The sequence below is a fragment of the Bifidobacterium phasiani genome, assembly GCF_019331775.1.
GTDB classification, from domain to species: domain Bacteria; phylum Actinomycetota; class Actinomycetes; order Actinomycetales; family Bifidobacteriaceae; genus Bifidobacterium; species Bifidobacterium phasiani.
Map to the genome: position 1 here is coordinate 106778 of NZ_JAHBBD010000004.1, position 25884 is coordinate 132661.

The 25884-nt window shown below is 69.6% G+C and carries 17 protein-coding genes; 4 read left to right on the plus strand and 13 right to left on the minus strand.

Annotated features, from left to right (window positions below):
- Positions 1-129: 129 nt before the first annotated feature.
- Positions 130-909, minus strand: a complete 780-nt coding sequence (locus tag KIH73_RS02965; RefSeq protein ID WP_219080380.1) for a DUF5067 domain-containing protein — start codon at positions 907-909, stop codon at positions 130-132.
- Between the two features lie 274 nt (positions 910-1183).
- Here KIH73_RS02965 and KIH73_RS02970 point away from each other — a divergent pair, with 274 nt between their 5' ends.
- The 3 genes from KIH73_RS02970 (at position 1184) to KIH73_RS02980 (ending at position 4595) form a co-directional block, all read left to right on the plus strand.
- Complete coding sequence (locus KIH73_RS02970; protein ID WP_219080430.1) at positions 1184-2533, plus strand: sensor histidine kinase; 1350 nt, start codon at positions 1184-1186, stop codon at positions 2531-2533.
- A gap of 82 nt (positions 2534-2615) precedes the next feature.
- Complete coding sequence (locus tag KIH73_RS02975; protein WP_219080382.1) at positions 2616-3296, plus strand: response regulator transcription factor; 681 nt, start codon at positions 2616-2618, stop codon at positions 3294-3296.
- 114 nt (positions 3297-3410) lie between these two features.
- The gene (locus KIH73_RS02980; RefSeq protein WP_219080384.1) at positions 3411-4595 is read left to right on the plus strand and encodes an MFS transporter; all 1185 of its coding nucleotides are present in this window, start codon (positions 3411-3413) and stop codon (positions 4593-4595) included.
- Positions 4596-5188: 593 nt separating this feature from the next.
- Here KIH73_RS02980 and KIH73_RS02985 read toward each other — a convergent pair.
- From KIH73_RS02985 to KIH73_RS03035, 11 genes are all read right to left on the minus strand, one after another.
- On the minus strand, positions 5189-6121 hold the full coding sequence (locus tag KIH73_RS02985) for a DUF559 domain-containing protein (RefSeq protein ID WP_219080386.1): 933 nt from the start codon (positions 6119-6121) through the stop codon (positions 5189-5191).
- Between the two features lie 277 nt (positions 6122-6398).
- On the minus strand, positions 6399-7037 hold the full coding sequence (locus KIH73_RS02990; RefSeq protein ID WP_236022544.1) for a sugar O-acetyltransferase: 639 nt from the start codon (positions 7035-7037) through the stop codon (positions 6399-6401).
- Positions 7038-7638: 601 nt separating this feature from the next.
- On the minus strand, positions 7639-10494 hold the full coding sequence (locus KIH73_RS02995; protein ID WP_219080390.1) for a glycoside hydrolase family 3 protein: 2856 nt from the start codon (positions 10492-10494) through the stop codon (positions 7639-7641).
- A 207-nt stretch (positions 10495-10701) separates the two neighbouring features.
- Positions 10702-11424, minus strand: a complete 723-nt coding sequence (locus KIH73_RS03000; protein ID WP_219080392.1) for a LytR/AlgR family response regulator transcription factor — start codon at positions 11422-11424, stop codon at positions 10702-10704.
- A 240-nt stretch (positions 11425-11664) separates the two neighbouring features.
- Positions 11665-14373: an aconitate hydratase AcnA gene (gene acnA, locus KIH73_RS03005; RefSeq protein ID WP_219080394.1), complete on the minus strand. Its 2709-nt coding sequence runs from the start codon at positions 14371-14373 to the stop codon at positions 11665-11667.
- 126 nt (positions 14374-14499) lie between these two features.
- A complete protein-coding gene (locus KIH73_RS03010; RefSeq protein ID WP_219080432.1) occupies positions 14500-17043 on the minus strand; it encodes a cation-translocating P-type ATPase in 2544 nt (847 codons plus the stop codon).
- Between the two features lie 205 nt (positions 17044-17248).
- Positions 17249-17833, minus strand: a complete 585-nt coding sequence (locus tag KIH73_RS03015; RefSeq protein ID WP_219080396.1) for a type 1 periplasmic-binding domain-containing protein — start codon at positions 17831-17833, stop codon at positions 17249-17251.
- Between the two features lie 38 nt (positions 17834-17871).
- Entirely contained in the window at positions 17872-19143 is a 1272-nt protein-coding gene (locus KIH73_RS03020; protein WP_219080398.1) for a class I SAM-dependent RNA methyltransferase, read from the minus strand.
- A gap of 1 nt (position 19144) precedes the next feature.
- Positions 19145-19888 carry a DUF3159 domain-containing protein gene (locus tag KIH73_RS03025; RefSeq protein WP_219080400.1) on the minus strand — a complete coding sequence of 248 codons (744 nt, stop codon included), beginning with the start codon at positions 19886-19888 and terminating at the stop codon, positions 19145-19147.
- A 23-nt stretch (positions 19889-19911) separates the two neighbouring features.
- Positions 19912-20757, minus strand: a complete 846-nt coding sequence (locus tag KIH73_RS03030) for a DUF3710 domain-containing protein (protein WP_219080401.1) — start codon at positions 20755-20757, stop codon at positions 19912-19914.
- A gap of 242 nt (positions 20758-20999) precedes the next feature.
- On the minus strand, positions 21000-21860 hold the full coding sequence (locus KIH73_RS03035; protein WP_219080402.1) for an exodeoxyribonuclease III: 861 nt from the start codon (positions 21858-21860) through the stop codon (positions 21000-21002).
- Between the two features lie 292 nt (positions 21861-22152).
- On the opposite strand from KIH73_RS03035, the gene KIH73_RS03040 reads away from it, so the two are divergent.
- Positions 22153-23583 carry a C1 family peptidase gene (locus tag KIH73_RS03040; protein WP_219080403.1) on the plus strand — a complete coding sequence of 477 codons (1431 nt, stop codon included), beginning with the start codon at positions 22153-22155 and terminating at the stop codon, positions 23581-23583.
- A 211-nt stretch (positions 23584-23794) separates the two neighbouring features.
- Here the strand turns inward: KIH73_RS03040 and KIH73_RS03045 are convergent, their stop codons facing one another.
- Positions 23795-25540, minus strand: coding sequence for an ABC transporter family substrate-binding protein (locus tag KIH73_RS03045; RefSeq protein ID WP_219080404.1), 1746 nt, complete (start codon positions 25538-25540; stop codon positions 23795-23797).
- Between the last annotated feature and the right edge of the window lie 344 nt (positions 25541-25884).

The following is a 25884-nucleotide window of genomic DNA, read 5'->3' on the forward strand; positions in this document are numbered from 1 at the left end:
ACAGGCCAATCGCGGCGTGCAACCGGTTGCCCACACCGTAGCATGCGAGCATCCCGGGCAACCGGTCGTCGTCCGGGCCGGCGCGCCCGGGCCTCTCCACCGGTCCGGACGCGCCGCCGCCCGCGACGGCTACAGCTCGAAGCTGCCGGTGACGCTCGGGGCGTCGGCGTCGAACGCGAACAGGTCCGACACCTCGACGCTCACCGGGGAGTCGTCGGCCAGCACGTAGCCGATCGTCGCGGTACCGGTTGCGCCGGGCTGCAGCTCGTCGAGCGTCGAGTTCGCGTCATAGCCCTCGGGGGTCTGCGTGTAGACGGCGACGTCGAGCTCCCGGCCGTTCTGGAACGCGGCGGCGTCGGCGACCACCATGAACGAGGTGTTGGCCTCGCCGGTGTTCGTCCACTCGTAGGTCACCAGCACGGTCGGCTGGCCGTTGTAGTCCTCGCCGCCGCGCACGGCCGAGACGATGCGCACGTGGGCGTCGGTCAGGTCGCCCTCCATGTCCTGCGCCCCGGACGCGCCGGTCGCGTCGGCGGCGTCGGCGGCCGCACCGTCCGAGTCGCCGTCCGAGTCGCCGGCCGCCGCCTGCTGCGAGGTCGCGCCGTCCAGCGCCTCGTCGATCGCCTGGCCGGCCGCGGCCTGCATCGCCAGCGTGACCGCCAGGGACAGCGCCGACAGCACGGCGGCGGCCACGGCGACCGCCTTGCCGCCCCTGCGGCCGCGGAACGCGCCCACCAGGCCGACGACGGCCAGGATCAGGCCGATGCCGCCCAGCACGAACGCGATGTTGTTGATGATCGGGACGAAGCTCAGGATCAGCGCGATGACGCCGAGCACCAGCCCGATGACGCCGCAGGCGGTCACGCCCGCCGGGCGGTTCCGGGACGGCTGCATGTTGGGATTGCTCATGGTTCCTTCTTTCTGTGCCCTGCGGCGCGTCGCGTCCCAGGTCGGATGGCTGTTCGGCTTCCACGGTACGCACGCCGCAGGCCGCGCGACAGTGGACGAACGGACATTCCCCGATGCCCCATAGGGCAGGGGGCGCATGGCCCTCGGGGCAATGGCGCGGCGCCGCGGGCAGCCCATAATGGTGACTATGAGCAATCCCGATCCGCGCGGCGCCAGGCGGCCGCCCCACGACGACGAGGTGCCGGTGCGCACCAGGGCGTGGTGCACCCTGGCCATGGTGCCGCTCGCCAGCTTCATGTGCATGGCGCAGACCTCGTTCGCCTCGCTGCGGTACACCGAGGGCACCCTCCCGTACCTGTGGGTCATGCTCAGCCTGTTCGTCGGCATCGCGTCGGGGTTCCTGCTCGTCGCGCGGGACGAGTACCCCGAGGCGACGTTCTGGACCGCCTGCGCGCTGGTGGTCGTCTTCCCGTTCGACCCGCTGATCGCGCTGATGGCGATGAGCGCGCTGCTCGCGCGGCGGGCCTCGCGGACCGTCACGGTGCGCTCCGTCGCCGTCGCGGCGGCCGTCGCCCTGTACGCGCAGCTGCGCGACGCCCTGAACCCGCCGGACGCCTCGCTGTGGCATCTGATCTTCGCGCGGCCGCACACCGGCGGCAACACGGGCGTGCCCATCGAGATGCTCACCGGCCGGACGCCCGTCGTCGTCACCGCAATCCTCGCCGCGCTGATCGAAACCGCCATCGCCGCGCTGGTCGGCCTGCACATCCGCTCGCGCGCCGTGCTGCGGGCCGCGAACGCGAAGGCCGACGCCGCGGCGAGCCAGGCGCAGAACCTGCGGCTCGACCTCGACAACCAGCAGCTCGCCGACGCCATCGCCGCCGAGGCGCACGACACGCTCGCCCATTCGCTCTCGCTCATCGCGCTCAACGCCAGCGCGCTGCAGGCGGAATCCGAGAAGCTGGCCAACGACGGGACCGACGCGGGCGACGTCCGCCGGCAGGCCTCCTCCATCGTCGAGCAGTCGCGGCGGATCCGCAGGCAGGCGGCCGGCGCGCTCGACGAGGCGCACAGCATCATCGACATGCTGCGCCACCCCGAGCAGGCGCACCTCCAGCTCGCGCCCAGCGACGACACCGCGCTGACCCGCGAGTCGCTCGAATCGCTGATGGCCGACGCGCGGCTCGCCGGCATGCGGCTCAACACCTGGATCGACATCCAGCAGCTCAGCGCGCTGGACGAGCACATCGGCAAGATCGCGTACCGCACCATCCAGGAGGGGCTGACCAACGCGCGGCGGCACGCCCCCGGAGCACCGGTCTCGCTGGAGGTCGGCGCCGCCCCGGCCGACGGCGTCCACATCCACGTCAGCAATCCGGTGCCGGACGCGCGGGGCGCTCGGGGACCGCGGGCCGAGGCGGCCGCCGATGCGGCGCAGGGCGACACGGCGCGGCGGCATGCCGGCGCTGGGCTGGCCGGAATCGGCGCCCGGGCGCGGTCGGTCGGCGGGCAGTGCGCGTACGGGCCGGACGACCGGGGCATGTTCCACGTCGACGTGCGGCTGCCGTGGAGGCCGGCGCCGGGCGAGCCCGGAGGTCCGGCGCGTCCGGGCGTGGCGCGCTGACTTTCCCGGCATGGGCCCGCCGGCCGAGGGCGACGGGCGCGCCGCGGACCGGACGGCCCGGCCTTAGGATGGAACGGTGAACATGAACGAAGCGACCACGCCGGTCACGGTGAGCGTGGTGGACGACGACCCGATGATCTGCCAGGCGATGCGGCTGATCCTCACCGACTATTCCGACGGCCGCATCGAGGTCGTGTCCACGTCGACGGACGGCGAGGCGGCGGTGCGGCTCGCCGAGCGCGAGCACCCGGACGTCGTGCTCATGGACATCGCCATGCCCGGCACCGACGGCATCGAGGCGACCGCCCGGCTGCGGGCGCAGCGGCCCGCGCCGCATGTGCTGATCCTGACCTCGCTGAGCCCGGGCAACACGGTCGAGCGCGCGGTGGAGGCCGGGGCCGAGGGGTTCGTCTCCAAAACCGACGCGCCGGACGAGATCATCCGCCGTGTGCTCGGTGTGTGCGCTGGCGCGCCGCAGTTCAACACGGCGAGCCAGCGGCAGCTCATCGGCGACCTCAGCCGCCAGCGCCCGCAGTCGCGGCGCGACGAGGCGCGCGCGATGCTCGACGCGCTGCCCGAGCGCGAGCGCGAGGCCGTGGTCCTGGCGGCGGAGGGGTACACCAACGCGGAGATCGCCCAGCGGATGTTCATCTCGGAACGCACCGCCAAGGCGCATCTGTCGTCCGCCGCGGACAAGCTGTGCATGGGCCGCGTGCAGATGGCGAGGCTGGTGGAGCGCGCCGACCTGCCGGCCCGGCCGTAGCCGGCGTCGGTCGCGGGACACGGCGCCGCGCCGTGTTCGACCTGGCACGGTACCATGGCCGAGGCCGCGGCGGACCGCGGCGCCGCCTGGAGAGGGAAGTCGAGGAAGGAAGCCATGGCCGGACGTCGCACGGCACGCACCGTGGTGTGCATCGCATTGCTCGTCGTGTTGGGATTCTCGTTGGGGTTCTCGGAATTCGCCGTCATCGGCATCGAGCCGGAGCTGGCCGAGGCGTTCGACGTGCCGCTGTCGCGCGTCGGCGAGCTGATCAGCCTGTTCTCGGTGGCGTACGCGGTGCTCACGCCGGTGCTCGCCGTCACGACCGGGCGCTTCCGGCGCTACACGCTGCTGACGGTGTATCTGGCGGCGTTCTGCGTCGCGAACGTTATGATGGCCCTCGCCCCGACGTTCGAGATCCTGCTCGCCGCGCGCGTGCTGCTCGGCGCCGTGTCCGGCGCGCTGCTGGCGGTCGGCGTCACGTTCATCCCCGACCTGGTCGGCGTGCGGCGCATGTCGATGATGATCTCGGTCGTGTACGCCGCGTTCTCGGTGGCGATGGTGGTGGCGACCTCGGTGGGCAAGATCGTCGCGGAGACGATGGACTGGCATGCGGTGATGGTCATCGCGCTCGTGCTGGCGCTGCTGGTCAGCGCGGCGCTGCTGCCGGCGATGCCCCGGACCGGCACGACCGACGAGCCGGCCACCGTGCGCGAGCAGGTCGGGCTGCTCGCCGAACCGCAGATCATCGCCGGCATCCTGGTCTTCCTGTTCGGCGTCGGCTCGGTGTATGTGTTCTACGGCTACGTGACGCCGTATCTCGAGGACGTGCTCGGCATGGACGCGGTCGGCGCGAGCGCCGCACTGATGGTGTACGGCGTCATGTGCTTCGTCTCGAACCTGATCTCCGGGTGGGTCGACCTGAAGTACGGCATGAAGGGCCTGCTGGTGGTCTTCCCCATCCAGGCGGCGTTGCTGGCCGCGCTGTTCCTCGTCGGCGGCGCGATGCCGCTCGCGCTGGCCCCGGTCATGCTGATCGGCCTGTCGATGTACGTGGTGTCGGTGTCCTGCATCTCGCTGTTCATGCGCGTGGCCCGCGAACGGCACCCCAAGGCGATGGTGCTGGCGAGCTCGCTGGAGCCCATGGCGTTCAACATGGGCATCGCGTTCGGCACGGCCGTCGGCGGGGCCGTGGTCGCCGGGACCGGCCTGCCGTACGTCGGGCTGGTCGGCGCGGCGTTCTCGCTGGTGGCGTGCGGCTGCGTCGGCGCGACGCTGGCGATCGACCGGCGCCGGGGCTGACCCGGTCGAGCCGACGGGCGTTCCGACCGGGCCGACCAATCTGGCTGAGTCTAACCGGGCTGACCAATCCGACCGGGCCGACCAATCCGGCCGGGCGGATTTGACCAGGCTGATTAATCCGACCATGCTGGTCCGACCGGTCCGATCAATCCGGCCAAGCGGGGGCCAATCGGACTGACCAATCTGGCCGGACGGGTCCTTCAGGCCGAATGATCCGGCCTGAAGGATGACCTGGACAAGCGGGCGGGCCGGCTGGACCGCCCAGGCAGGTCGGCATCCGCCCCATTCATGCCGCGGGGTTTGGGGGATGGTCCGCGGGGAATCGCAAGAAAACGCCATTCTTCGCGGACCAGCCCCCAAACCCTGCGGAAGACGTCGGCGTGTCGTCCACGTGGCCCTGGCCCGGCTGGCCATCAGCCGACCACCACACACCTTTACCTGCCAACATTCATCTGGCCCCGGCCCATCAGGCCAACCGGACCGACACGGCAACCGGGATATCCGGTCCGCCCCGCCAAACCGACGGCCCGGCAATCGGTGGGCCGATGGGCGGCCCCGACGCGACGTCGTCGCCACGGCCGGGGCCGCCCGGTTCATTGCCCGATCGTCAGCGTCGACCGGTCGATGAACTGCAGGCTTCTTCTTCTGTCGCCGAGCTCCCAGAGCGACTGCGGGGCGCGGATCTGATCGCCCATGCCGGCATCATCCAACGCCCGGCGGATGGACGACAGCAGTCCGTCCAGCGCATCCCGGTCATCGAGCATCGTCCCCCATGCCTGGAACACCGTCCAGCGACCGGCGGCGAGCTCGTTCGACCGCACGGCGTCCCTGACCCTCTGGTCCAGATGGTGCCGGCCGTGGAACTCGATGCCGATGCGGGGCTCCGGATAGGCCATGTCGAGGAACCGCTCGCCCCGGCCGGGCACCATCACCCGGTGATTGATCTCAGGTTCGGGCAGCCCGCCCTCCAGCATCCGCAGACGCAGACGCGTTTCGGCCGGCGAATCCGTTCCGGCGCGAGCCAGGGACAGCGCGCGCCGACCCATCCGACCGCCCTGCACGTGGCGGCCCGTCGCGATGAAGTCGTCAAGCAGCTCGACGGAACCGCGGCGCAGCAGCCGGTCCCGGCATGCCATGCGGTCGGCGAGCATGATGCATGCCTCGAACCCGCACCACCGCAGCAGATGCGCGAACGTCGCCTGCGGCGTCGTGCAGCGCAACCCGCAGACCTCGACGACGACGTCCCTGCGCGCCAGCTGGTTCCACGTGTGGCATGCGACGCCCGGCGGGAAATCACGTCTTTTGCCACGGTCGAACATGCCGATGTGGTGCAGGCCCGCGGGCAGCAGGCAGCCGTCCGGCGGGCCGATGCCCATCAGTCCCAGCGCCGTCGTCAGGACGAAGATCGGGTCGAACCCGAGCAGGCCGCGCACCCGCCGGCACCGCTCGACGTGCTCCTGCTGGATGCGCCATGCCTCATGGCGCATGATCTGGCCGGCGCCCGGCTCGTATCTGATTTCGTACATGCCGGGCACGATAGCGCATCGGACGGGTCGTTGGATAGCCGCACCGGGCATTGTGGTCGAACGATTGGCGGTACGACACGCGACCCGCCGACCGACTGCGCAAGGATCCGCATATGGTTCGCGGGGAATGGCGGAATATCGCCATTCCCCGCGAACCATCCCTCAAACCCTGCGGAAGACGTCGGCGTGTCGCGCCTCTGCCCGCCCGGGCCATCCCTGTCGCCATCTGCCCGCCAAGCCCAGCCGGTCGGGCAGTTGATCTGTCGGACCGGGTCGGTCAGGCGGTCTGCCCGGCCTTCCAGGCGCGGTACTCGGCGGCCTTGGCCTGCCAGTACTCGCGGTCCCGGTCCCCGATCTCGCGCACGACGCGGCAGGGGTTGCCGACCGCCACCGAATGGGACGGGATGTCCTTGGCGACGACCGAGCCGGCGCCGATGACGACGTCGTCGCCGATCGTCACGCCCGGGCAGACCACGACGTTGCCGCCGAACCACACGTCGTTGCCGATCGTGATGGGCAGCGCGCCCTCCATCTGCGCCGCGCGCACCTCGGCGTCGATCGGATGGTACGGCGTGTACAGGGCGACGCGAGGGCCGAAGAAGACGTTGTCGCCGATGGTGATCGGCGCGACGTCGAGGAAGATGCAGTCCATGTTCGCGTAGAAGTTCCTGCCGATGAACGTGTTCGAGCCGTAGTCGCAGTTGAACGGCGCCTCGATGAACGAGCCCTCCCCCAACGAGCCGAGCAGCTCATGGAACAGCTCCATGCGACGGTCGAGCGCATCGTACGGGGCCGTGTTGATCTCGTGGACGAGACGACGCTTGCGCATGTTGTCGGCGGCCAGTTGCGGATCGTTTGCAACGTAGAGCACGCCGTCGAGCATGCGTTCCTTTTCACTGGTATAGGTGTGTTCCATGGGCTTCATGCAACACCATTTCTCACCGCGACACGCCGATCTTCGCACTATTGTCGCAGAAATTATGACAACGTTTGCATACCGTGCGGCGCGGTCATGACCGCTCAGCTCTCCAGCCGCGGCCCGACCACCAGACCGGAGACGTCGATGTCGTCGGGCCGGGAGCGGCATACAGCACGGCGTCGGCGTTCGCCCGCGGATCCGGCCCCGCCTCGCGGCGGAACGCCTCGGCCGCCGCCCTAGCCGCCGACGGGGCCACCGTGCCCAGCAGCTCGGCGCGGACCGCGCCCGGGTAGATCGCCGTGGTGCGGATGCCGTTGCCCGACGCCGCGCGCCCGGCGCGCGACTGGCGGCGCAGGACCGGATGGACGATCCGGATGCGCCGGCGGGGGCCTCCTCGCCGCCCGCGTTCAGCTCCGACCGCGCGGTCGAGCAGGGATACGCCCTGGCCGCGTGACCGTGCCGGTGGACGACGAACGCGCCCGCGTCGTCAACCGGCTGGTCTGCCTGCATGACGAGCGCGGGCGCTTCGCCCCGATGATGCGCGGTGCGGCCCGGGCGCCGCGATGGGGCCGGCGCCCGGGCCGCACCGGGTGGGAGGTCAGGCCGCGCGGCGCCGCAGATAGCGGCGGACCAGCAGCACCTCGGCGCCCACCAGCAGCAGGCCGACGGCCACGTCGACGCCGATGACGGCCATCTTCCACGGCTCCATGCCCACGGTCACGTCGCCGTCCTCATACACCCAGCTGTTGACCACGGTGTACAGGATGTGGCGGCTCGCCTCGCGCATGTACTGCACGGTGCTCGCGTCCTCGGTGTTCCTCGGCACGTTCGGACCGGACCCGTAGGTGGACAGCATCGCGTCCACGCCGTTGGCGAGCGCCGCGTCGGCGTTCATGAAGCCGTGGCCGTTGTCGCGGAAATAGTCCGAGATCGCCATGCCGTCGAAGCCCCACTCGTCGCGCAGCACGGTTTTGAGCAGGCTGCTGTTCTCGCCGGCCCACTTGATGCCCAGGTAGTTCCACGACACCATGAGCGCCTGCGCGCCGCCGTCCTTGATGCCCATCTCGAACGGCCGGAGGTAGATCTCGCGGATCGCCTGCTCGTTGGACCACACGCAGACCATCTTGGAGTTGCCGTCGTACAGCGCGAAATGCTTGATGAACGCGTACACGCCCTGGCTCTGGCACCCTTCGATGGCCGCGGTCGCCATGATGCCGGACAGCACGCCGTCCTCCGAGTAGAACTCGTAGTTGCGCCCGCCGAACGGGCTGCGGTGGATGTTCACGCCGGGCGCGTACCAACCGGCGATGTTCATTTCGCGGCACATGCGGCCCATCATCTCGCCGTATTCCTGCACAAGCTGCGGGTTCCACGTCTGGGCGATCACCGTGGCGACCGGGAAGCCGATCGAGCCGGCTCCGGTGAAGTTGTTGTTGATGGCGGCGGGGCCGTCCGCATCGGTGACCTGGACCTTGCCGATCGAGTCGACGGCCGCGGTCTGGTAGCCGGCGAGCGAGGTCAGGTCGACCATGTCCTGCACGCTCATCTCGTCGAGCAGGGCGTCCCATTGCGGGTCGTCGACGTCGACGCCGCGCAGGTCGGCGAGCTGGACGCCGTTGTCGGCGCCGGTGGTCGGCATCTCGGCGTCGGGATCGAGGTACGTCGAGTAGTCGAAGTTCTCGTTGATGTGGTACTCGGCGCGCAGCTCGTCTGGCAGCTCGTCGTCGGCCTTGGCGGTGGCCTCGGCGTAGTTGGCGAAGTGGTCGGCCCGCGACAGATAGGTCACGTCGCCGGCGACGTCGTCGAACTCGTTGGTGGCGGCCGTCTCGTCGCCATTATGGGTGGCGTCGCCGCGGTAAACGACCTCGTCGGCCACTGTGTAGGTGCGGCTGTCCAATTCGGTGTGCGCGTCGGCGTTGATCGAGATCGTGTAGTCGCCGGCCTCGAGCACCCAGGCCTTGGCGTCCAGATAATCGTAGGAGGCGAGGTCGTCCTTGGCGACCGTGAACTCGAGGGTCTGCGACGCGCCGGGGGCGAGCAGGTCGGTCTTCTGCTCGTCGAGCAGGTTCGCGCTGGCCTTCTCGATGCCGCCGTTGGTGTACGGCGGGTCGTAGTAGACCTCGACGACGTCCTTGCCTGCCGTGTCGCCGGTGTTGGTCACGGTCACAGAGAAGCTCAGCTCGTCGCCGTTCTCGGCGATGTCGCTCATCCGCTGCTCGAACGTGGTGTACGACAGGCCGTAGCCGAACGGGTACTGCACGGTGGTCTCGTAGTCGATCAGGCCCTCGTCCGCGGCGGTCTCGTAGAACTTGTAGCCCACGTAGATGCCTTCGGCGTAGTCGAGGAAGGCGGGCGAGAACTCCTGCGACACGCCGGCGTTCATGCCCTCGACCGTGTAGTCGCCCATGTTGCTGTAGTCGGTCTTGACCGCGTTGTTCCACCACGGGGCCTGCGTCATGTCGTAGACCAGCGTGTCGGTGGTGCGGCCGGAGGGGTTGATCTCGCCGGAGAAGATGCCGCCGAGCGCGTTGAACCCCACGTGGCCGGGTCCCGCGCACCAGATGGCCGACTTGATCTGGTCGTAGTCGTCGATGAAGCCGAGCTCCATCGGGTTCGCGCTGTTGATCAGCACGATCACGTCATCGAAGTTGGAGCACACCATCTCGACGAGGTCCTCCTCGGTGCGAGACAGCCGCAGGTAGTGCTCCCCCGCCTCGAAGTCCTCGTACGCGTCGGAGTTGCCGTCGAAGTTGGCCTGGCTGACGTCGGTCGGCAGGTCGTTCTGGCCTTCGCTGGCGGCGCGGGAGATCGTGATCACCGCGACGTCGGAGAACTGCCGGGCGCCGTCGATCAGATCCAGCGGATACGTGTCGACCGGCGGCTCGGGCAGCGACCAGCTCTGCTTGTTGATCGACATCTCGGGACGTTCGCTGTACGCCGCATAGAAGTCGGCGAGGTCCTGGTTCACCGAGAAGCCGGCGTTCTCCAGACCCTGCCGGATCGACACCGTGTCGTACAGCTCGTTGATGCCGCCGGAGCCGCCGCCGGCGTACGCGGGGTTCTCGGACGCCCAGCCGAACAGGTTGATGTTCGTGACATCGGTGAGCGGCAGCAGGCCGTCGTCGTTCTTCAGCATGACGAACCCCTCGCCGGCGATGGTCTCGACGAGGTCGCCGGCCTCCCGCGTCGTCTCGGCGCTGACCTGACCGGATCCCATCGTCAGGCCGATCAGCGTGGACATCGGCCCCAGGCAGACCATCGAGGCGATCGCCGTGACCGACGCCACAGCCGCCACCACGGTGTTGCCGCGCACCAGCGCGCGCAACGGCCTGCCGATCCAATGCGCCGCGACCGCCACCGCGACGCACAGCGCCAGCAGGACGCCCAACGCGATCAGATACGGCTGGCAGGTCTGCAGCACGCCGATCACATCCTCCATATTGATGCCGACCATTGTTGTCTCCTTTGCTCATCCGGATTGGCAGCCCTGTCAATCCGACTGTTGTGCCGACCTCCGGGTCGACGTCCTCGGACGACCCGGCTATCGGGATTCAGTAAAGCAAAGCGGTCGGCTTCGCGCTCGGGGAACGCACCGTTCTGTCGCGTGCCCGACAAAATCTGCGACGGCCGGGCGGCGGGGCGTGGCGGATGGTCCGCGGCGTCAGGCCGCGGCGCCCGGCGCGAGGTATTCGGAGAACCGCCGGCGGAACTCGGTGCGCCGCGGACGGCTGATGGGCAGGCGGTCGCCGTTCGACATCGCCGCGTCGTGCCCGTCGATGGCGATGACGTGCGCGAGATTGACGAGATAGCCCGAGTTGGCGCGGGCGAAGCTGTGGTCGAGCTCGTTGAGCAGGTCCTCGAAGCGGACGATCGAGCAGACGATCTGGAAGTTCCCCAGCATCGTGTGCACGACGGTGCGGTGGCGCACCGAATCGACGTAGATGATCTCGTCCAGGCGTATGCGACGCTCATGCCCGCCGGTCACCACGGTGACGCTGCGGCGCGCATGGCCGCGGGATGCATGGATGCACCGGTCGAGGCTGCGGGAGAACGTCTCGTAGGACGGCGGCTTGAGGATGTAGGACGCGGCGGCGACCGTATAGCCTTCGGCGGCGTATTCGTCGCTCATCGACACCAGCACCGCCTCGACGGCGTCGTCCATGGCGCGGACGCGGCGCATCACGCCGATGCCGTCGACGTCATCCGGGTCGACATCGACGATGACGACGTCCCATTCGGGGACGTACCCGGACACGAAGGCGTCGCCGTCGTCGAAGACGGTGATGTCGAACGATTCGCCGTGCTCCTCGCCGTACCGCCGGCACAGGCCGGTCAGACGCTCCTGGCAGGCCGGGGCGTTGTCCACGATCGCGATCCGCATCATCGCACCCTCCTCCCTGTGGTACCGCATCATCGCACGTGGACCGGACGGGTGCGGCCCGGGCCGGGACACGCCGAAGGGCTCCGCGGGGTTCGGGGGATGGTCCGCGGATAGGGGCCCGATGACGCCGATGCCCGCAGAGTATATAGCGAACTCTGCGGGCACCTCAACAGCCCGCCCCCGATAGGCCGTTGCCCCGGGGAGCGGTCCGGGCATGGTCGGCCGGCGCCGGCCACCCGGACGTCAGCGCTTCATCAGGTTGCGCAGCACGTACTGCAGGATGCCGCCGTTGCGGTAGTAGTCCGCCTCGCCGGGGGTGTCGATGCGCACGACCGCGTCGAAGCTCACCGCGGTGCCGTCGGCGCGGGTGGCGGTGACCTTGACGCTCTTCGGGGTCTCGCCGGCGTTGAGCGCCTCGATGCCCTCGATGTCGTAGGTCTCGGTGCCGTCCAGCCCCAGAGATGCATACGATTCGCCGGCCGGGAACTGCAGCGGGAGCACGCCCATGCCGATGAGGTTCGAGCGGTGGATGCGCTCGAAGCTTTCGGTGATGACGGCCCTGACGCCGAGCATCATCGTGCCCTTGGCTGCCCAGTCGCGCGAGGATCCGGTGCCGTACTCCTTGCCGGCGAGCACGACCAACGGCACATTGTGCGCGCGGTAGTCGCAGGACGCCTCGTAGATCGTGGTCTCCTCGCCCGTCAGGAAGTCGTAGGTGTAGCCGCCGGGCGTGACCTCGCGGCCCACCGAGGCGAGCAGCTGGTTGCGCAGGCGGATGTTGCCGAACGTGCCGCGGACCATCACCTCGTGGTTGCCGCGGCGCGAGCCGTACGAGTTGAAGTCCTTCGGCTCGACGCCGTGCTCGGTCAGGTAGCGGCCGGCGGGGCTGTCGGCCTTGAACGCGCCGGCCGGCGAGATGTGGTCGGTGGTCACCGAGTCGCCGAGCAGCGCGAGCACGCGGGCGCCGTGGATGTCGGCGACCGGCTCGGGGTCGGCGCCCATGCCGTCGAAGAAGGTCTGGCGGCGCACGTACGTCGAGGCCTCGTCCCAGGCGAACAGGTCGCCTTCGGGCACGTCGAGCCCGCGCCAGCGCTCGTCGCCGTCGAACACGGAGGCGTAGTCCTTGAGGAACATCTCGCGGCTGACCGTGCCGTCGACCATGGCCTCGACCTCGGCGTTGGTCGGCCAGATGTCCTTGAGGAACACGTCGTTGCCGTCGCGGTCCCGGCCGAGCGGCTGGGCGGCGAAGTCGAAGTCCATCGTGCCGGCGAGCGCATAGGCGATGACCAGCGGCGGGGAGGCCAGGTAGTTCATCTTGACGTCCGGGCTGATGCGCCCCTCGAAGTTGCGGTTGCCCGACAGCACCGCGGTCACGGTCAGGTCGTTGGCGTTGATGGCCTCGGAGATCTCCGGCAGCAGCGGCCCGGAGTTGCCGATGCAGGTCGCGCAGCCGTAGCCGACGAGCTGGTAGCCGAGCGCGTCGAGGTCGTCCTGCAGGCCGGCGGCCTTGAGGTAGTCGGTGACGACCTGCGAGCCCGGGGCCAGCGAGGTCTTGACCCACGGCTTGGGCTTCAGGCCCTTGGCGACGGCGTTGCGGGCGAGCAGGCCGGCCGCGATCATGACCGAGGGGTTGGAGGTGTTGGTGCAGCTGGTGATCGAGGCGATGGCCACGTCGCCGTTGGTCAGCTCGAAGTCGCCGCGGAAGTCGGTGCTCACGGCGACCGGCTCCTCGGCGGTCCGCTCGGTGCGGTAGGCGGGTGCCGCGGCCTCGAACGCCTGCTTGGCCGCGCTCAGCTCGATGCGGTCCTGCGGGCGCTTCGGCCCGGCGATGGAGGGCACCACGGCGCCCAGGTCCAGCTCCAGGTATTCGGAGTACGTGGGTTCGACGTAGCCGGGCGCCGTCGTGTCGCCCCACAGCTTGTTGGCCTTGGCGTAGGCCTCGACCAGCGCGACCTGCTCCTCGGAGCGGCCGGTCAGGCGCAGGTAGTCGAGCGTGACGTCGTCGATCGGGAAGATGCCGCAGGTCGAACCGAACTCGGGGCCCATGTTGCCGATGGTGGCGCGGTTGGCCAGCGGCACCGAGGCGATGCCCTCGCCGTAGAACTCGACGAACTTGCCGACCACGCCGTGCCTGCGCAGCATGTCGGTGATGGTGAGCACCACGTCGGTGGCGGTGACGCCCTCGGGGATCGACCCGGTGAGCTTGAAGCCGACGACGCGCGGCACCAGCATCGAGATCGGCTGGCCGAGCATCGCGGCCTCGGCCTCGATGCCGCCGACGCCCCAGCCAAGCACGCCCAGGCCGTTGACGGTGGTGGTGTGCGAGTCGGTGCCCACGCAGGAGTCGAGGTAGGCCAGCTCGCGGCCGTCGCCCAGCCCCGATGCGCCGTGCATGACGACCTGGGCGAGGTACTCGATGTTGACCTGGTGGATGATGCCGGTCCCCGGCGGCACGACGCGGAAGTTGCGGAACGCCTGCTGGCCCCAGCGCAGGAACTGGTAGCGTTCGCGGTTGCGCCGGTACTCGATGTCCATGTTGCGCTCGATGGCGTCGGGCACGCCGTAGCGGTCGATCTGCACCGAGTGGTCGATGACCATGTCGGACTGCACCTGGGGGTTGATGACCTGCGGGTCGCCGCCGAGCTGGCGGACCGCGTCGCGCATCGTGGCGAGGTCGACGACGCAGGGCACGCCGGTGAAGTCCTGCATCACCACGCGGCTGGGGGTGAACTGGATCTCGCGGCTCGGCTCGGCGTCCGGGTCCCAGTCGAGCAGCGCCCGGACGTGCCCGTCGGTGATGTTGGCGCCGTCGATGTTGCGCACCAGGTTCTCGACCAGCGCCTTGAGCGAGTAGGGCAGATGATCGATGCCGTCGAGATCGGCGATGCGATAGTAGTCGTATTCCTTACCGGCAACGTTGAGCGTCGACAGTTGGTCATCGCGTACAGACATGAATTCCTCCCGGACATGTAGACGGTGCCGTGCGATGGCACCACTGACCAGTATCCGACGCCCACGTTACAGGTTCGTCTCATCGGCTCTGGCGTGTCGGCTTGTCATGTGAGACAATCCGCGGCCTCACGACCGGCGGCGCGCGTGCACACGGTCCTCGGCCCAGCGCCAGACGTGCGGCACGACGGCCAGGCACAGTGCGAAGATGACGGCGGACATGCCCAGCGCGATCAACGTGGCGGTCAGCGTGCGCCCCGTGGGCACCTGCAGCGCGAAGAACGAGGCGACGAACGGGATGAACATGCCGGCGACGCCGGCCGCCGCGAAGAAAGCGACCAGGGCGCCGCGCCACGAGTTCAGCGGCGTGGCGACGCGGGCGAGCACGAACACGCCCATCGTGAACAGGATGATCGCGCATGTGGCGCGCAGCGACGCCAGGTCGGCGTCGGAGTCGGCGATGTCCCAGCCCATGATGCCGGGCAGGAGCCATGCGGCGAACAGCACCGACAGGCCGGTGGCCACGCCGCCGGGCAGCGCGAAGCGCACGACGCGCCTGAGGAAGCCGGGCATGTAGCGCCGGGTGTTCGGCGCGAGCGCGAGGATGAACGCCGGGGCGCCGATGGTCAGCGCGCCGATGTAGGTGATGTGCCGCGGCAGGTACGGATAGGGGATCTGCGAGAGCACCACGCCGAGCGAGATCAGCGCGGAGTACACGGTCTTGACCAGGAACAGGCTGGCGACGCGCTCCATGTTGGCCATGACCTGGCGGCCCCGCGCCACGACGTCCGGCAGATGCGAGAACTTCGAGTCGACGAGCACCACCTGCGCCACGGCCTTGGTGGCCGGCGCGGCGTTGCCCATCGCGATGCCCAGGTCGGCCTCCTTGATGGCCAGGGCGTCGTTGACGCCGTCGCCGGTCATCGCCACGACATGGTCGCCGGCGTGCAGCGCCTGGACGATGGCCTTCTTCTGGTCGGGCAGCACGCGCCCCAGCACGTCGACGCCCTCGAGCACGCGGGCCAGCTCGCCGATGTCCTCGGGCAGCTCGCGGGCGTCCATCGCCACCGGGCGGCGGTCCCCGGTCAGCCGCACCCGGGCGGCGATCGCGCCGACGGTGACCGGGTTGTCGCCGGAGATGACGCGGCAGCGCACGCCCTGGTCACGGAACCACGCCAGCGTCTCCTCGGCGTCCGCGCGCACGCGTTCGGAGCACAGCACCAGCGCGACGGGGCGGGCGGAGGCCAGCAGCCGCGGGTCGGACTCGAACCAGGACCAGTCGCCGTCGACGTGCCGCGTGTCCGGGCAGTGCGCGACCAGCAGCACGCGCTCCCCGTCCGCCGCGCAGCGGTTGACCTGCTCGAGCACGTCGGCGTGGTCGCCGTCCAGCGCCGCGAGGATGACCTCGGGGGCGCCCATGTACCAAATGCCGCCGGGCACCGTGAACGCCGACGACCCCCCGCCGGACATCGCCGCCCCGACGATGCCGACCCCCTGTTCCGGATAGCCGACCGCGCTCCATTTGCGGGCCGACGAGAACGGGATGCGCACATCGATGCCGGCGGGCGCGTACCCCTGCTCCCCCAACGCCTCGAGGATCGCGCGTCCGGTGCCGTTGGGCTGCTCCTCGTACGCCAGGTCGTACAGCGCCTGCAGCGTCGCCTGCTCGTCCGGCGCGGCCGCGTGCGGCGCGCCGTCCAGCATGATGAGGCGGTCGAAGGCGATGCCGCCGTCGGTGATCGTGCCGGTCTTGTCGAGGTTCAGGCAGTCGACGCGCGCGAGCGTCTCCACCGATTCGAGCTCCTGGACCAGCGTGTTCCTGCGGGCGAGCCTGATGGCGGCGAGCGCGAAGTTCAGCGAGGTGAGCAGCACCAGGCCCTCGGGGATCATGCCGACCACGCCGGCGACGGCCGAGACGACCGTCTGCCGCCACTCGCCGGTGGCGATGGCCGCCTGCCACCCGCCCACCGTGCGGATCTGCGACCAGGTCAGCAGGAGGCACAGCGGCACGACCAGGAAGGTCATGAACTTCAGGATCGTGTTGATGCCCTTGTTCAGATCGGAGACGGTCTTCTTGTAGACCTTGGCCTGCGCGGTCAGCGTGGCCGCGTAGCTGTGCTCGCCGACGGCGTCGACCTGCACCAGCGCCATGCCGGACACCGCGGTGGAGCCCGAGTAGATGCGGTCCCCCTCGCCCTTGCGCACGGTCCGCGACTCGCCGGTGAGCATCGACTCGTCCAGCTCCAGCCCCCAGCTGCGCAGCACCTGCGCGTCGGCCGGCACCTGCTCGCCGGAGCGGATCCACATCACGTCGCCGAGCACGATCTCGTTGTGCGGGACCTCCACGTCGCGCCCGTCGCGCCGGACCAGGAAGTCCGAGGCGACGAGGATCGACAGCCGGTCCAGCGTACGCTTGGCCTTGAGCTCGGTCACGATGCCGATGCCGGTGTTGATGATGATGACGAAGCCGAACACCGCGTCGCGCCACGAGCCGGTGATCAGCACCAGGACCATCGCGGCGAGGATGATGCCGTTGAACAGCGTGAACACGTTCGAACGGATGATCTCCGCCAGCGAGCGCGACGTCGAGTCCTTGACCAGGTTGGACTGCCCGGCCTCGACGCGTTCGGCCACTTCGGACGACGACAGCCCCTTCCATGCGACGTCGGGCATCGACGGAACGGGCGCGGATGGTGCGGAATCGGTCATGGGTTCCTCTCAGGTCGTTCGGCGGATTCGTCTCTGTCTTCCATTATTGGCTATCCGCCCGGGGGTAGGTACATATCTACCCCTGATTTTTCCCCGAAGGGTCGCCCGGCGCCATCGGCCGCGGGGACGACATCGCGGCCGCCGCCGATCGCCCCGGCGCCACGCCCGGTCAGCCCGCGCCGTCGACGAACGTGGTGACCATCATCTCGCGTTCGTGCGGCCTGTCGTCGATCACCGTCATCACCGCGTCGTCGATCGCCGTCGCGTCCGCGGCCCGGTCGTTGACGGTGAACGTGGCCGCGAACAGCGTGTCGTCGTCCGGCGCGGCCAGCGGGTCGAGCAGCACCACGGGGATGCCGGCCCGGCGCGCCTCGGACAGCGCGTCGTCCCAGCCCGCCGCATCGCCGCCCGCGTCGAGCCGGGCGACCATGATGATCGACACCTGCCGGAAGGCCATGTCCTCGACGCCTCCCTGCGCGGCGGCCGCGGGGTCGTCGTTCGACGCGCAGGGCACATAGACGGCCTTGAGTCCGGCCGAGGCGAAGGCGTCCAGCATCAGCGAATCCATGGCCGTCAGGTCGGAGCCGACGTACCCGATCACCACGTCGCCGCGGTCGAGCCCGTCGAAGGCGACCGGCGCGTCCCGGTCCTGCGTGTCCCCCACCGCCCGGCCCGGCGGCGTGCAGCCGGCGAGCCCGACGCACGCGGCCGCGCAGCACAGCGCGGCGACGGAACGGCGGATCAGCGAGGTCATGGCTTCCATGATAGCCGTGCGGGACGTCGCCGCAGGGGCTAGTCCCCGGACCTTGTCAGCAGCGCCACCGTCTCGACGTGGTGGGTCATCGGGTAGATGTCGAAGGCGCGGATGGCGTCGAGCCGGTAGCCCAGGCCGCGCAGCGTGCCGACGTCGCGGGCCAGGCTGGTCGGGTCGCAGGCGATGTACACGATCGCCCCGGCGCCGGTGGCGGCCATCGCGCGGCACACCTTGGCCCGGGCGCCGGCGCGCGGCGGGTCGAGCACGATCACGTCCGGCCTGGCGAGGTCGTTGGGCACATGCGCCAGCGTGGCGGCGACGTCGCCGCAGCGCGCGTCCACGTCCGACAGCCCCATCGCCCGCAGGTTGCGCTGGGCGCTGCGCACCGCCATCCGGCCGCCCTCGACGCTGAGCATGCGCACGCGGTCCGCGGCCAGCGTGGCCAGCGGCAGCGTGAACAGCCCCGAGCCGGAGTACAGGTCCCAGACCACCGCCGACGCGGCGCCGTCGAGCGCGCCGCGGACCGTATCCAGCACATGGTTCGCCAATGCGACCGGCGCCTGCCGGTGCACCTGCCAGAAGCCGTCGGCGTCGACCGTGTAGCGGAACTCCAGACCGCCGACGCCCACGGTCTCGTCGAGCCGCTGCGAGCCGTCGCGCAGCCGGCCGTCGACCAGCACCGCGTAATTGTCCGACGGTCCGTCCGCGCCACCGCGCGGTTCGGGCGCGGCGATGCGGATCTGCGCGCCGGGCTCGAACCCGCCGTCCCAGACGCGGCAGGCGTCGGCGGCGTCGAGCAGCGCGCGGCTGGCCAGCGGCATCGTGTCGATCGGCACGCGGACGTGCGTGCCGCGCCGGCGCATCGACGGACGGCCGTCGTCGTCGGCGATCATCTCGATGCGGGTGCGCCAGTGCAGCCCGCCGGTCTCCAGGTCCTGCGGCATGCGCTCGATCGGCACCTCGTCGAGTTCGACGTGGCCCAGGCGGCTCATCTGCTCGCCGATCGTGATGGCCTTCCACCGCAGCTGCCCGGGCAGGGAGACGTGGACGAGGTCGGCGCCGCCGACGCCGCCGCCCATGGCCAGCGGGCCGGCCAGCGGCCACGGCGGGGCGACGCGGTCGTCGCTCGGCTCCAGCACCTCGGCGACCTCGCCGGTCCAGAAGCGTTCGTCGCGGTCGTGCGGCTCGTCGAGCGCGACGCGCACGAGCTCGCCGGGCAGCGCGAACCGGACGAACACGACGCGGCCGTCGATGTGGCCCACGCAGCGTCCCTGGTCGGCGTAGCGCTCGATGCGGATCACGGATTCCATGTCATGCTCCTTGCGACGGCGGCTCGGGCGACGGCGCGGCGCCCGGCCGGTCCTGCGCGGCGCGCACCGCCTTGTGGCGGTGCATCGGCGTGGCGATGATCAGATACGACACCCAGATGGCGAGCGCCCAGAACGGGATGCCCATCAGCAGGCGCGCGGTGCCGAGCAGGGCGACGTGGTTGGTCAGGTACAGCGGGACCTGCACGGCCAGGCGCAGCGCGAACACGCCGATCCACAGCGCGGTGACGATCGTGTAGGCGCGCTTCAGGGGCCGGTCCCCCGTCCAGTCGTCGAGCCACGCGCGCAGATGCTCGGTGGGCAGCGTGCGGATGAACTCGACCGCCAGGCCGAGCCCCGGCACGCGGACGATCAGCGAGACGCCGAGCAGCACGATGTAGAACGCGTTGGTCAGGAACCCGAACATGTAGTAGTTGCGGGCCTCGTGGCTCTGCCACGCCCAGACCAGGCAGATGGCGACCGCGACCATGCCGCTGAGCGCGCCCATCACCGACTGGCGCTGCAGCAGGCGGACGACCACCTGCAGCACGGCCAGCACGGCGGAGACGACCACGGTCAGCTCGAGGTCGCTGGTGGCCACGAACAGCACGACGAACACGACGCCGGGCAGCATCGACTCCACGACGCCGCGCGGGCCGCCGATCGCGTCGATGACGGAAAAGTCGGCGTCGTCGCCGGCTCCCGCCAGCGACGCCAGTCCCGTGCGCTTACCGCTCTGCTCGCTCATGAGGGGCGACGACCCGTCCCGACTCAGCGGACTTCGGAGAACATCGGGCCGCGCGACAGCGTGGTCTCGACCTGGGTCTGCTGGTCGGAGTCGAACGGCCCCTTCGGCTTGCCCGGCAGGTCCGCGGCCGCGGATTCGGCATCGTCCTGCTCGGCGGCCTCGGCGGCGCGGCGCTGCTTCGGGGTGACCGGCGCGTGCATCGGGATCAGGTCGCGCGGGGCGAGCGGCTCCTCGCCGCGCTCGACGACGATGTCGGAGAAGAATTTGTTGAGCGCGTCGGTCTCGGGGCCGGAGGCGACGGCGGCGCGGCCGGAGAACACGCCGCGCAGCATCCAGCGCGGGCCGTCCACGCCGACGATGCGGGTCATGACAGTGCGCCCGCCCTTGATCGTGACAGGCAGCATGACCTCGGAGCCGAACACGCCGGGCTTCTCGGTGGCCTTTTCGTTGGCGGCCAGCATGTCGGCGCGCATGTCGTCCCACAGGCCCATTGTCTTCGGGGCGGCGAAGGCCTCGATCTCCAGGCTGGAGGCGCCGAAGGTGATCGTGGCGCCCAGCACCTGGCGGGTCTTGCGGTTCGCCTTGATCCTCAACTGGACGCCCAGCAGGAACGGCAGATAGTAGGAGCCCAGGTCGAGGTACTCGTCATAGTCCGGGACCTGCTCGTCGTCCACGTCCCACGGGCCGTAGACCTCGCCGCGGCCCTCGTAGCTCGTCGACGCCTCCGGCGGGAACGCGGGCGCGGCGCTTTCCCGCCCCTCGTCCGCATCGGCCCCGGTCTCGACCTCGGCGGCGGTCTCCTCGGCCTTCGCGGCTTCCTCGGCTTCCTTGGCCTCGCGCTTCTTCCTGCCGAATCCAAACAGTCCCATGACACTCCTTAGTCGATCGACGAAGTCCGTCCGTGTGCAACGCTCACCAGCCTAGCACCCGGCTGCCACCCCAACCTGAATGCCAGCTGAATCCTCGCCGGGCGAGGACCGAGGGCGACACGCCGACCTCTTGCGCAGGGTTCGGGGGTTGGTCCGCGGCGAACCTTGGGATGGGGCCGTTCCCCGCGGACCAACCATCGAAGTCCGCGGAACCCGCCCGAAGCGACCGGCCCGGGCCGCCCTCACACGTCGTAGGTGATGGTCAGGGGCGCATGGTCGGACCAGCGGGCGTCATAGGTCGGGGCCTTGTCGATGACGAAGCCCCGCGCGGTCTGCGCCAGCTCCGGGGTGGCGAACTGGTAGTCCAGGCGCCAGCCGACGTTGTTGTCGAACGCCCGGCCGCGCTGGCTCCACCAGGTGTACGGGCCCTGGATGTCGCCGGCCAGGTCGCGCATCACGTCGACGAACTCGTATTCGTCCAGCCAGCGGTCCACGTAGGCGCGCTCCTCGGGCAGGAACCCGGCGTGCTTGACGTTGGCCTTGGCGTTCTTGATGTCCAGCGGCGTGTGCGCGATGTTGAAGTCGCCGCACAGCACCGCCTGCCTGCCGCCGGACGCGGCCTCGTCGCGCAGCCGGCCGAGGCGTTCCAGCATCGTGTCGAGGAAGCGGTACTTCTGCGCCATCTTGACCGGGTCGTCGCTGTTGCCGGCGTGCACGTACACGCACGCGACGGTGACGACGTAGCCCTGCGGCGTGCGCACGTCGGCCTCGATCCAGCGCCCGGAGTCGACGTCCTCGCCCAGGCCGGGCAGGCCGTAGCGCCGTTCGAGCACCGGCAGGTCGGACAGCAGCCCGACGCCGGCGCGCCCCTTGACGCGGCACACCTCGTTGATCGCGGTCAGGCCGCCGCGGTCCGCGATCCTGCCGGCGGCCTGGTAGCCGGCGGCGAACTCGTCGAAGATCGGGTCGATCTCCTCCTGCGGGGCGCGCACCTCCTGCATGCACCACACGTCCGGGGTGTTCGCCCCGGCCCATGCGGCGATCCCCTTGCGCCGTGCCGCGCGGATGCCGTTGACGTTGGATGTCGTGATCGTGATCGTCATACCCCGAACCTTAGCAGCCTCCCCGGCCTCCGGCGGCGGACCGGGGGACGGCGCCGCGATCGGCGGAACGCCACGACGGACGGGGACACGGCCGCATACGCCGGACACGGCCGGAAGCGGCCCCCGCGTTCCGCGCCGGGAAACGCCCGCGCACGGGGTACAATGGCGCCTTGGCATGCGGGCGATGCGCGCCCGCGACGACGGGCCGCGCCGACGACGGGCCGCGCCGACGACGGCGCAGGACGAGCCGACGGGACGGCCCGGACGCGAAACCGGCACGAAGGAGGGACATATGACGGAACCTGCACCCCAGGCGATGACCGCCGACATGGCGAGCCGCTACTCCGCGGCGTTCAACGCGGACCGCGCGAACCTCGTGGCCGCCAACGCCTCGGTGGCGAACGGCATCCTGCAGGCGGCGACCGACTACAGGGGCATGCGCGCGCTGCCGCGCGACTTCTCGATCGACCTCAAGCAGGGCTCGATCACCAACCAGCGCCAGTCCGGCCGCTGCTGGATGTTTGCCGCGCTCAACACGCTGCGCTACGAGCTGATGCACCGTTGGGACCTGGAGGACTTCGAGTTCTCGGAGACCTACCTGTTCTTCTGGGACAAGTTCGAGAAGGCGAACACCTATCTGGAGAACGTGCTGGAGACGCTCGACGAGCCGACCGACGGCCGCCTGTTCCAGGAGATCAACGCCAACCCGGTCGGCGACGGCGGATGGTGGCAGATGTTCGTGGCCCTGGTGAACAAGTACGGCCTGGTGCCCAAGAGCGCGTACCCCGAGTCCGCGAACTCGCGCAACTCGACCGCGTTCGAGCAGTACCTCAACACCAAGCTGCGCGAGTTCGCCGCCGACATGCGCCGCCGCCACGCCGAGGGCGCCACGCCCGACGAGCTGCGCGCGCTCAAGGTCGAGGAGATGTCCACGGTGTACCGCATCTGCGCGATCGCCCTCGGCGAGCCGCCGGCGAGCTTCGACTTCCTGGCGCGCACCAAGGACGACGGCAAGACCGACGGCAAGGCGGAGGGCAAGGACGGCGACGGCAAGGCCGCGGACGCGCCGAAGACCGGCCGGGACGACCGCCCGCAGATCCGCGAGTACGGCATCACCCCGCAGGAGTTCTACCGCAAGTACGTGCCGGTCGACGTCAACGACTTCGTGACGCTGTGCAACGCGCCGATGGCCCGCACCCCCTTCGGCCGCCGCTACCGGATCGCCTACACCGAGAACGTCAAGGAGGCCGGCCCGATGGAGTTCGTCAACGTGCCGCTGGAGACGTTCCGCAAGGCGGCCGTCGACCAGCTCGCCGCCGGGCATCCGATCTGGTTCGCCTGCGACTGCATGCAGTTCTCGCTGCGCCAGGACGGCTACTTCGACCGCGACACCGTGCGCGTCGACCAGCTGTTCGGCACCGAGTTCACGTTCGACAAGGCCGACGGCCTGGAGTACGGCGACCGGCCGAGCAACCACGCGATGACCTTCACCGGCGTGAACATCGCGCCGGACGGCACGCCCGACCGCTGGAAGGTGGAGAACAGCTGGGGCAAGGACAACGGCGAGGACGGCTACTACGTCGCCTCCGGCGCATGGTTCGACCAGTTCGTCACCGAGATCGTCGTGCGCAAGGACGTCCTCGACGCCGAGACGCTGGCGCTGACCGAGGCCGAGCCGGTCACGCTCGACCCGTGGGAGCCGCTGACCCGGCCCTGCCGCTGAGCGCGGCGCCGGGCGCCACGGCGGCCGGCATGACGACACGCGGATGGCCCCGCGGCGAGATGTTCGCCGCGGGGCCATCCGCGTGTTGCCCGTCACGGACATATAAGGTGAGGTCTGGATCGCGAGACGAGAGAGATGAACGATCCAGACCCCATGCGGGCGGGGTGCCGCCGGTACGCGGCACCCCAAATCATGTCAGGCCGCCCGAAGGTCAGGCCTCCTTCTGCCAGCCGATGTTCTCGGTGTGCCAGATGCCGTTGTTGCAGTTCGCGAAGCCGGCGGGGCCGAAGTTGGCCAGGCCCTTCTTCACCGCGATGTAGGCCGGCGGCACATCGGTCGGGATCGTGCCGTAGAGCTCGAACGCGGCCTTCTCGGCGTCGTTGAACGCGGCGATCGCCTCGTCGGCGTCGGCGATGGTCGACGGCTTGCGCAGCATCGCGTCGATCTCCTCGGTGCCGATGAACGTGAAGTTCGAATCGGAGTCGGAGCCGTACAGCTGGTAGCCGGAGGTCGAGTAGCCGTACGGGTCGGAGGCGGACCAGCCCATGCCCAGCACCTCGTAGGACTTGGAGGTCAGCGTGTCGGAGAACTTCGAGCTGTCGAGGTTGACGATCTCGCAGTCCACGCCGATGTCCTTCATCATCTTCTGATAGGCGTTCGCCAGGGCGGTGTTGGTCGCGGAATCGCCGAAGTAGGTGTAGGTGATCTTCACCGTCGTGCCGTCCTTGGCGTAGTAGCCGTCGTCGCCCATCACGTAGCCGGCGTCCTCGAGGGTCTGCTTGGCGTTGTCGACGCTGTAGGTCGAGTCCTCGGGCATGTTGTTCTCATAGCCGTCCTGGAAGATCAGCATGCACTCGGAGCCTGGCTGCGGGGACTCGTAGTCCAGGCCCTGGTAGCGGATGTCGGACCAGGTCTGCTGGTCGAAGCCCTGCGTGATGGCCTTGCGCACCGCGATGTCGGACAGCGAATCGGCCGTGGTGTTGTAGGTGAGCACGTCGGTGGTCTTGGTGTAGCCGATGCGGATCTGCACATCGTCCATCGAACGCACGGTCTGCAGACGGTCGGCGGTCGAGGCGCTGGTGGCGTCGATCTCGCCGTTCTGGAAGGCGTTGAGGGAGGCGGAATCCTCCATCTGCTTGAACACGACCTTGTCGAGCTTCGGCGCGTCGCCCCACCAGTTCGGGTTCGGCGTGAAGGTGACCTGCGAGTCGTCGAAGGAGTCGACGACGAACGGGCCGGCCGCCCACTCGTTGTGCGGGTCGTTGACCCAGCCCTGGGTGAAGGTGTCGGCGTCGGCGGCGTTCGGGTTCACCAGCAGGTTGAACAGGCCGGTGTACGGGTAGAACGGCGTCGAGAACGTCACGACGACCTGCTTGGGGCTGTCGCCCTGCTCGACCGAGGCGATCTGGTCGTAACCGGTGGTCATCGGCGGGTTGTAGGCCGGGTCCTGGCCGTTGAGCGCGTTCCACGTGGCCTGGAAGGCGGTGTAGTCGATGTCGGTGCCGTCGTTCCACTTGGCGTCCGGGTTGATGTCGTAGGTCACGACCATCGGATCCTCGCTGGTCAGCTCGACGTCGGTCAGGAAGTCGGGGTTCGGCGTGGCCTGGCCGTCGAAGCTGTAGTCCCACAGGTGCGGCTGGTAGAACGACCAGAACTCCGACATGTACACGGTGTTGCCGTCGGTGCTGTTGGCGTTCCAGTTCGGGCCGACCTCGGTGGTGGCCAGCGTCAGCGTGCCGCCGTCCTGGATGTCGTCGCGATCCAGCGGGTTGTTGTACTGCTTCGAGGCGTCCGGGGTCGGCAGCGTGCCCTCGTAGCTCGACGGGACGCCGTCCTGCGGCTGCACGTAGTCGCCCTCCGCGGAACCGGAGCCGTCGCCCCCGGAGCCGCAGCCCGCCAGGGACATGGACAGCGCGGCCATAGCTGCGATCAGCCAGGTTGCCTTACGCATCTTCATAGGTTCTTCCTCTCGTGATGGGAATGCTGGTTCCGCCGCGCCCGCGGGGGCGCCGCACGGACGATGCGCGGCCCGTACCCCACCCCCGATGCGACAGACGCGGAGGTCGCGGGAGGACCGTCGACCGTTGCCCAACAATGTAGCGGCCGAAAACGCAAGCCCCCCCCCCGAAATCGACGGTTGTGTTTCGGGCGCGTTAACGGACGGGGAAGGAACCCGCGAAATTTCGGGGATTCCTCCAATCTCGTTCGCCGAACGCAAATGTTCACAATGTGGACGATATGACCACCGTCGGCAACTCCGCGGCGCCACGGGGAGTCCGGATGCGCCCGCGGCGGGCGACG

Excerpts from the sequence above, each read along its gene's own strand:
- KIH73_RS02970 (WP_219080430.1), top strand. The coding sequence starts at position 1,184 with ATGGTGCCGCTCGCCAGCTTCATGTGCATGGCGCAGACCTCGTTCGCC.
- KIH73_RS03020 (WP_219080398.1), bottom strand. The coding sequence starts at position 19,143 with ATGGAATCCGTGATCCGCATCGAGCGCTACGCCGACCAGGGACGCTGC.
- KIH73_RS03025 (WP_219080400.1), bottom strand. The coding sequence starts at position 19,888 with ATGAGCGAGCAGAGCGGTAAGCGCACGGGACTGGCGTCGCTGGCGGGA.
- KIH73_RS02985 (WP_219080386.1), bottom strand. The coding sequence starts at position 6,121 with ATGTACGAAATCAGATACGAGCCGGGCGCCGGCCAGATCATGCGCCAT.
- KIH73_RS02995 (WP_219080390.1), bottom strand. The coding sequence starts at position 10,494 with ATGGTCGGCATCAATATGGAGGATGTGATCGGCGTGCTGCAGACCTGC.
- KIH73_RS03000 (WP_219080392.1), bottom strand. The coding sequence starts at position 11,424 with ATGATGCGGATCGCGATCGTGGACAACGCCCCGGCCTGCCAGGAGCGT.
- KIH73_RS02965 (WP_219080380.1), bottom strand. The coding sequence starts at position 909 with ATGAGCAATCCCAACATGCAGCCGTCCCGGAACCGCCCGGCGGGCGTG.
- KIH73_RS02990 (WP_236022544.1), bottom strand. The coding sequence starts at position 7,037 with ATGGAACACACCTATACCAGTGAAAAGGAACGCATGCTCGACGGCGTG.
- acnA (WP_219080394.1), bottom strand. The coding sequence starts at position 14,373 with ATGTCTGTACGCGATGACCAACTGTCGACGCTCAACGTTGCCGGTAAG.
- KIH73_RS03045 (WP_219080404.1), bottom strand. The coding sequence starts at position 25,540 with ATGAAGATGCGTAAGGCAACCTGGCTGATCGCAGCTATGGCCGCGCTG.
- KIH73_RS03010 (WP_219080432.1), bottom strand. The coding sequence starts at position 17,043 with ATGCCCGACGTCGCATGGAAGGGGCTGTCGTCGTCCGAAGTGGCCGAA.
- KIH73_RS03040 (WP_219080403.1), top strand. The coding sequence starts at position 22,153 with ATGACGGAACCTGCACCCCAGGCGATGACCGCCGACATGGCGAGCCGC.
- KIH73_RS03015 (WP_219080396.1), bottom strand. The coding sequence starts at position 17,833 with ATGACCTCGCTGATCCGCCGTTCCGTCGCCGCGCTGTGCTGCGCGGCC.
- KIH73_RS02975 (WP_219080382.1), top strand. The coding sequence starts at position 2,616 with ATGAACGAAGCGACCACGCCGGTCACGGTGAGCGTGGTGGACGACGAC.
- KIH73_RS03035 (WP_219080402.1), bottom strand. The coding sequence starts at position 21,860 with ATGACGATCACGATCACGACATCCAACGTCAACGGCATCCGCGCGGCA.
- KIH73_RS02980 (WP_219080384.1), top strand. The coding sequence starts at position 3,411 with ATGGCCGGACGTCGCACGGCACGCACCGTGGTGTGCATCGCATTGCTC.
- KIH73_RS03030 (WP_219080401.1), bottom strand. The coding sequence starts at position 20,757 with ATGGGACTGTTTGGATTCGGCAGGAAGAAGCGCGAGGCCAAGGAAGCC.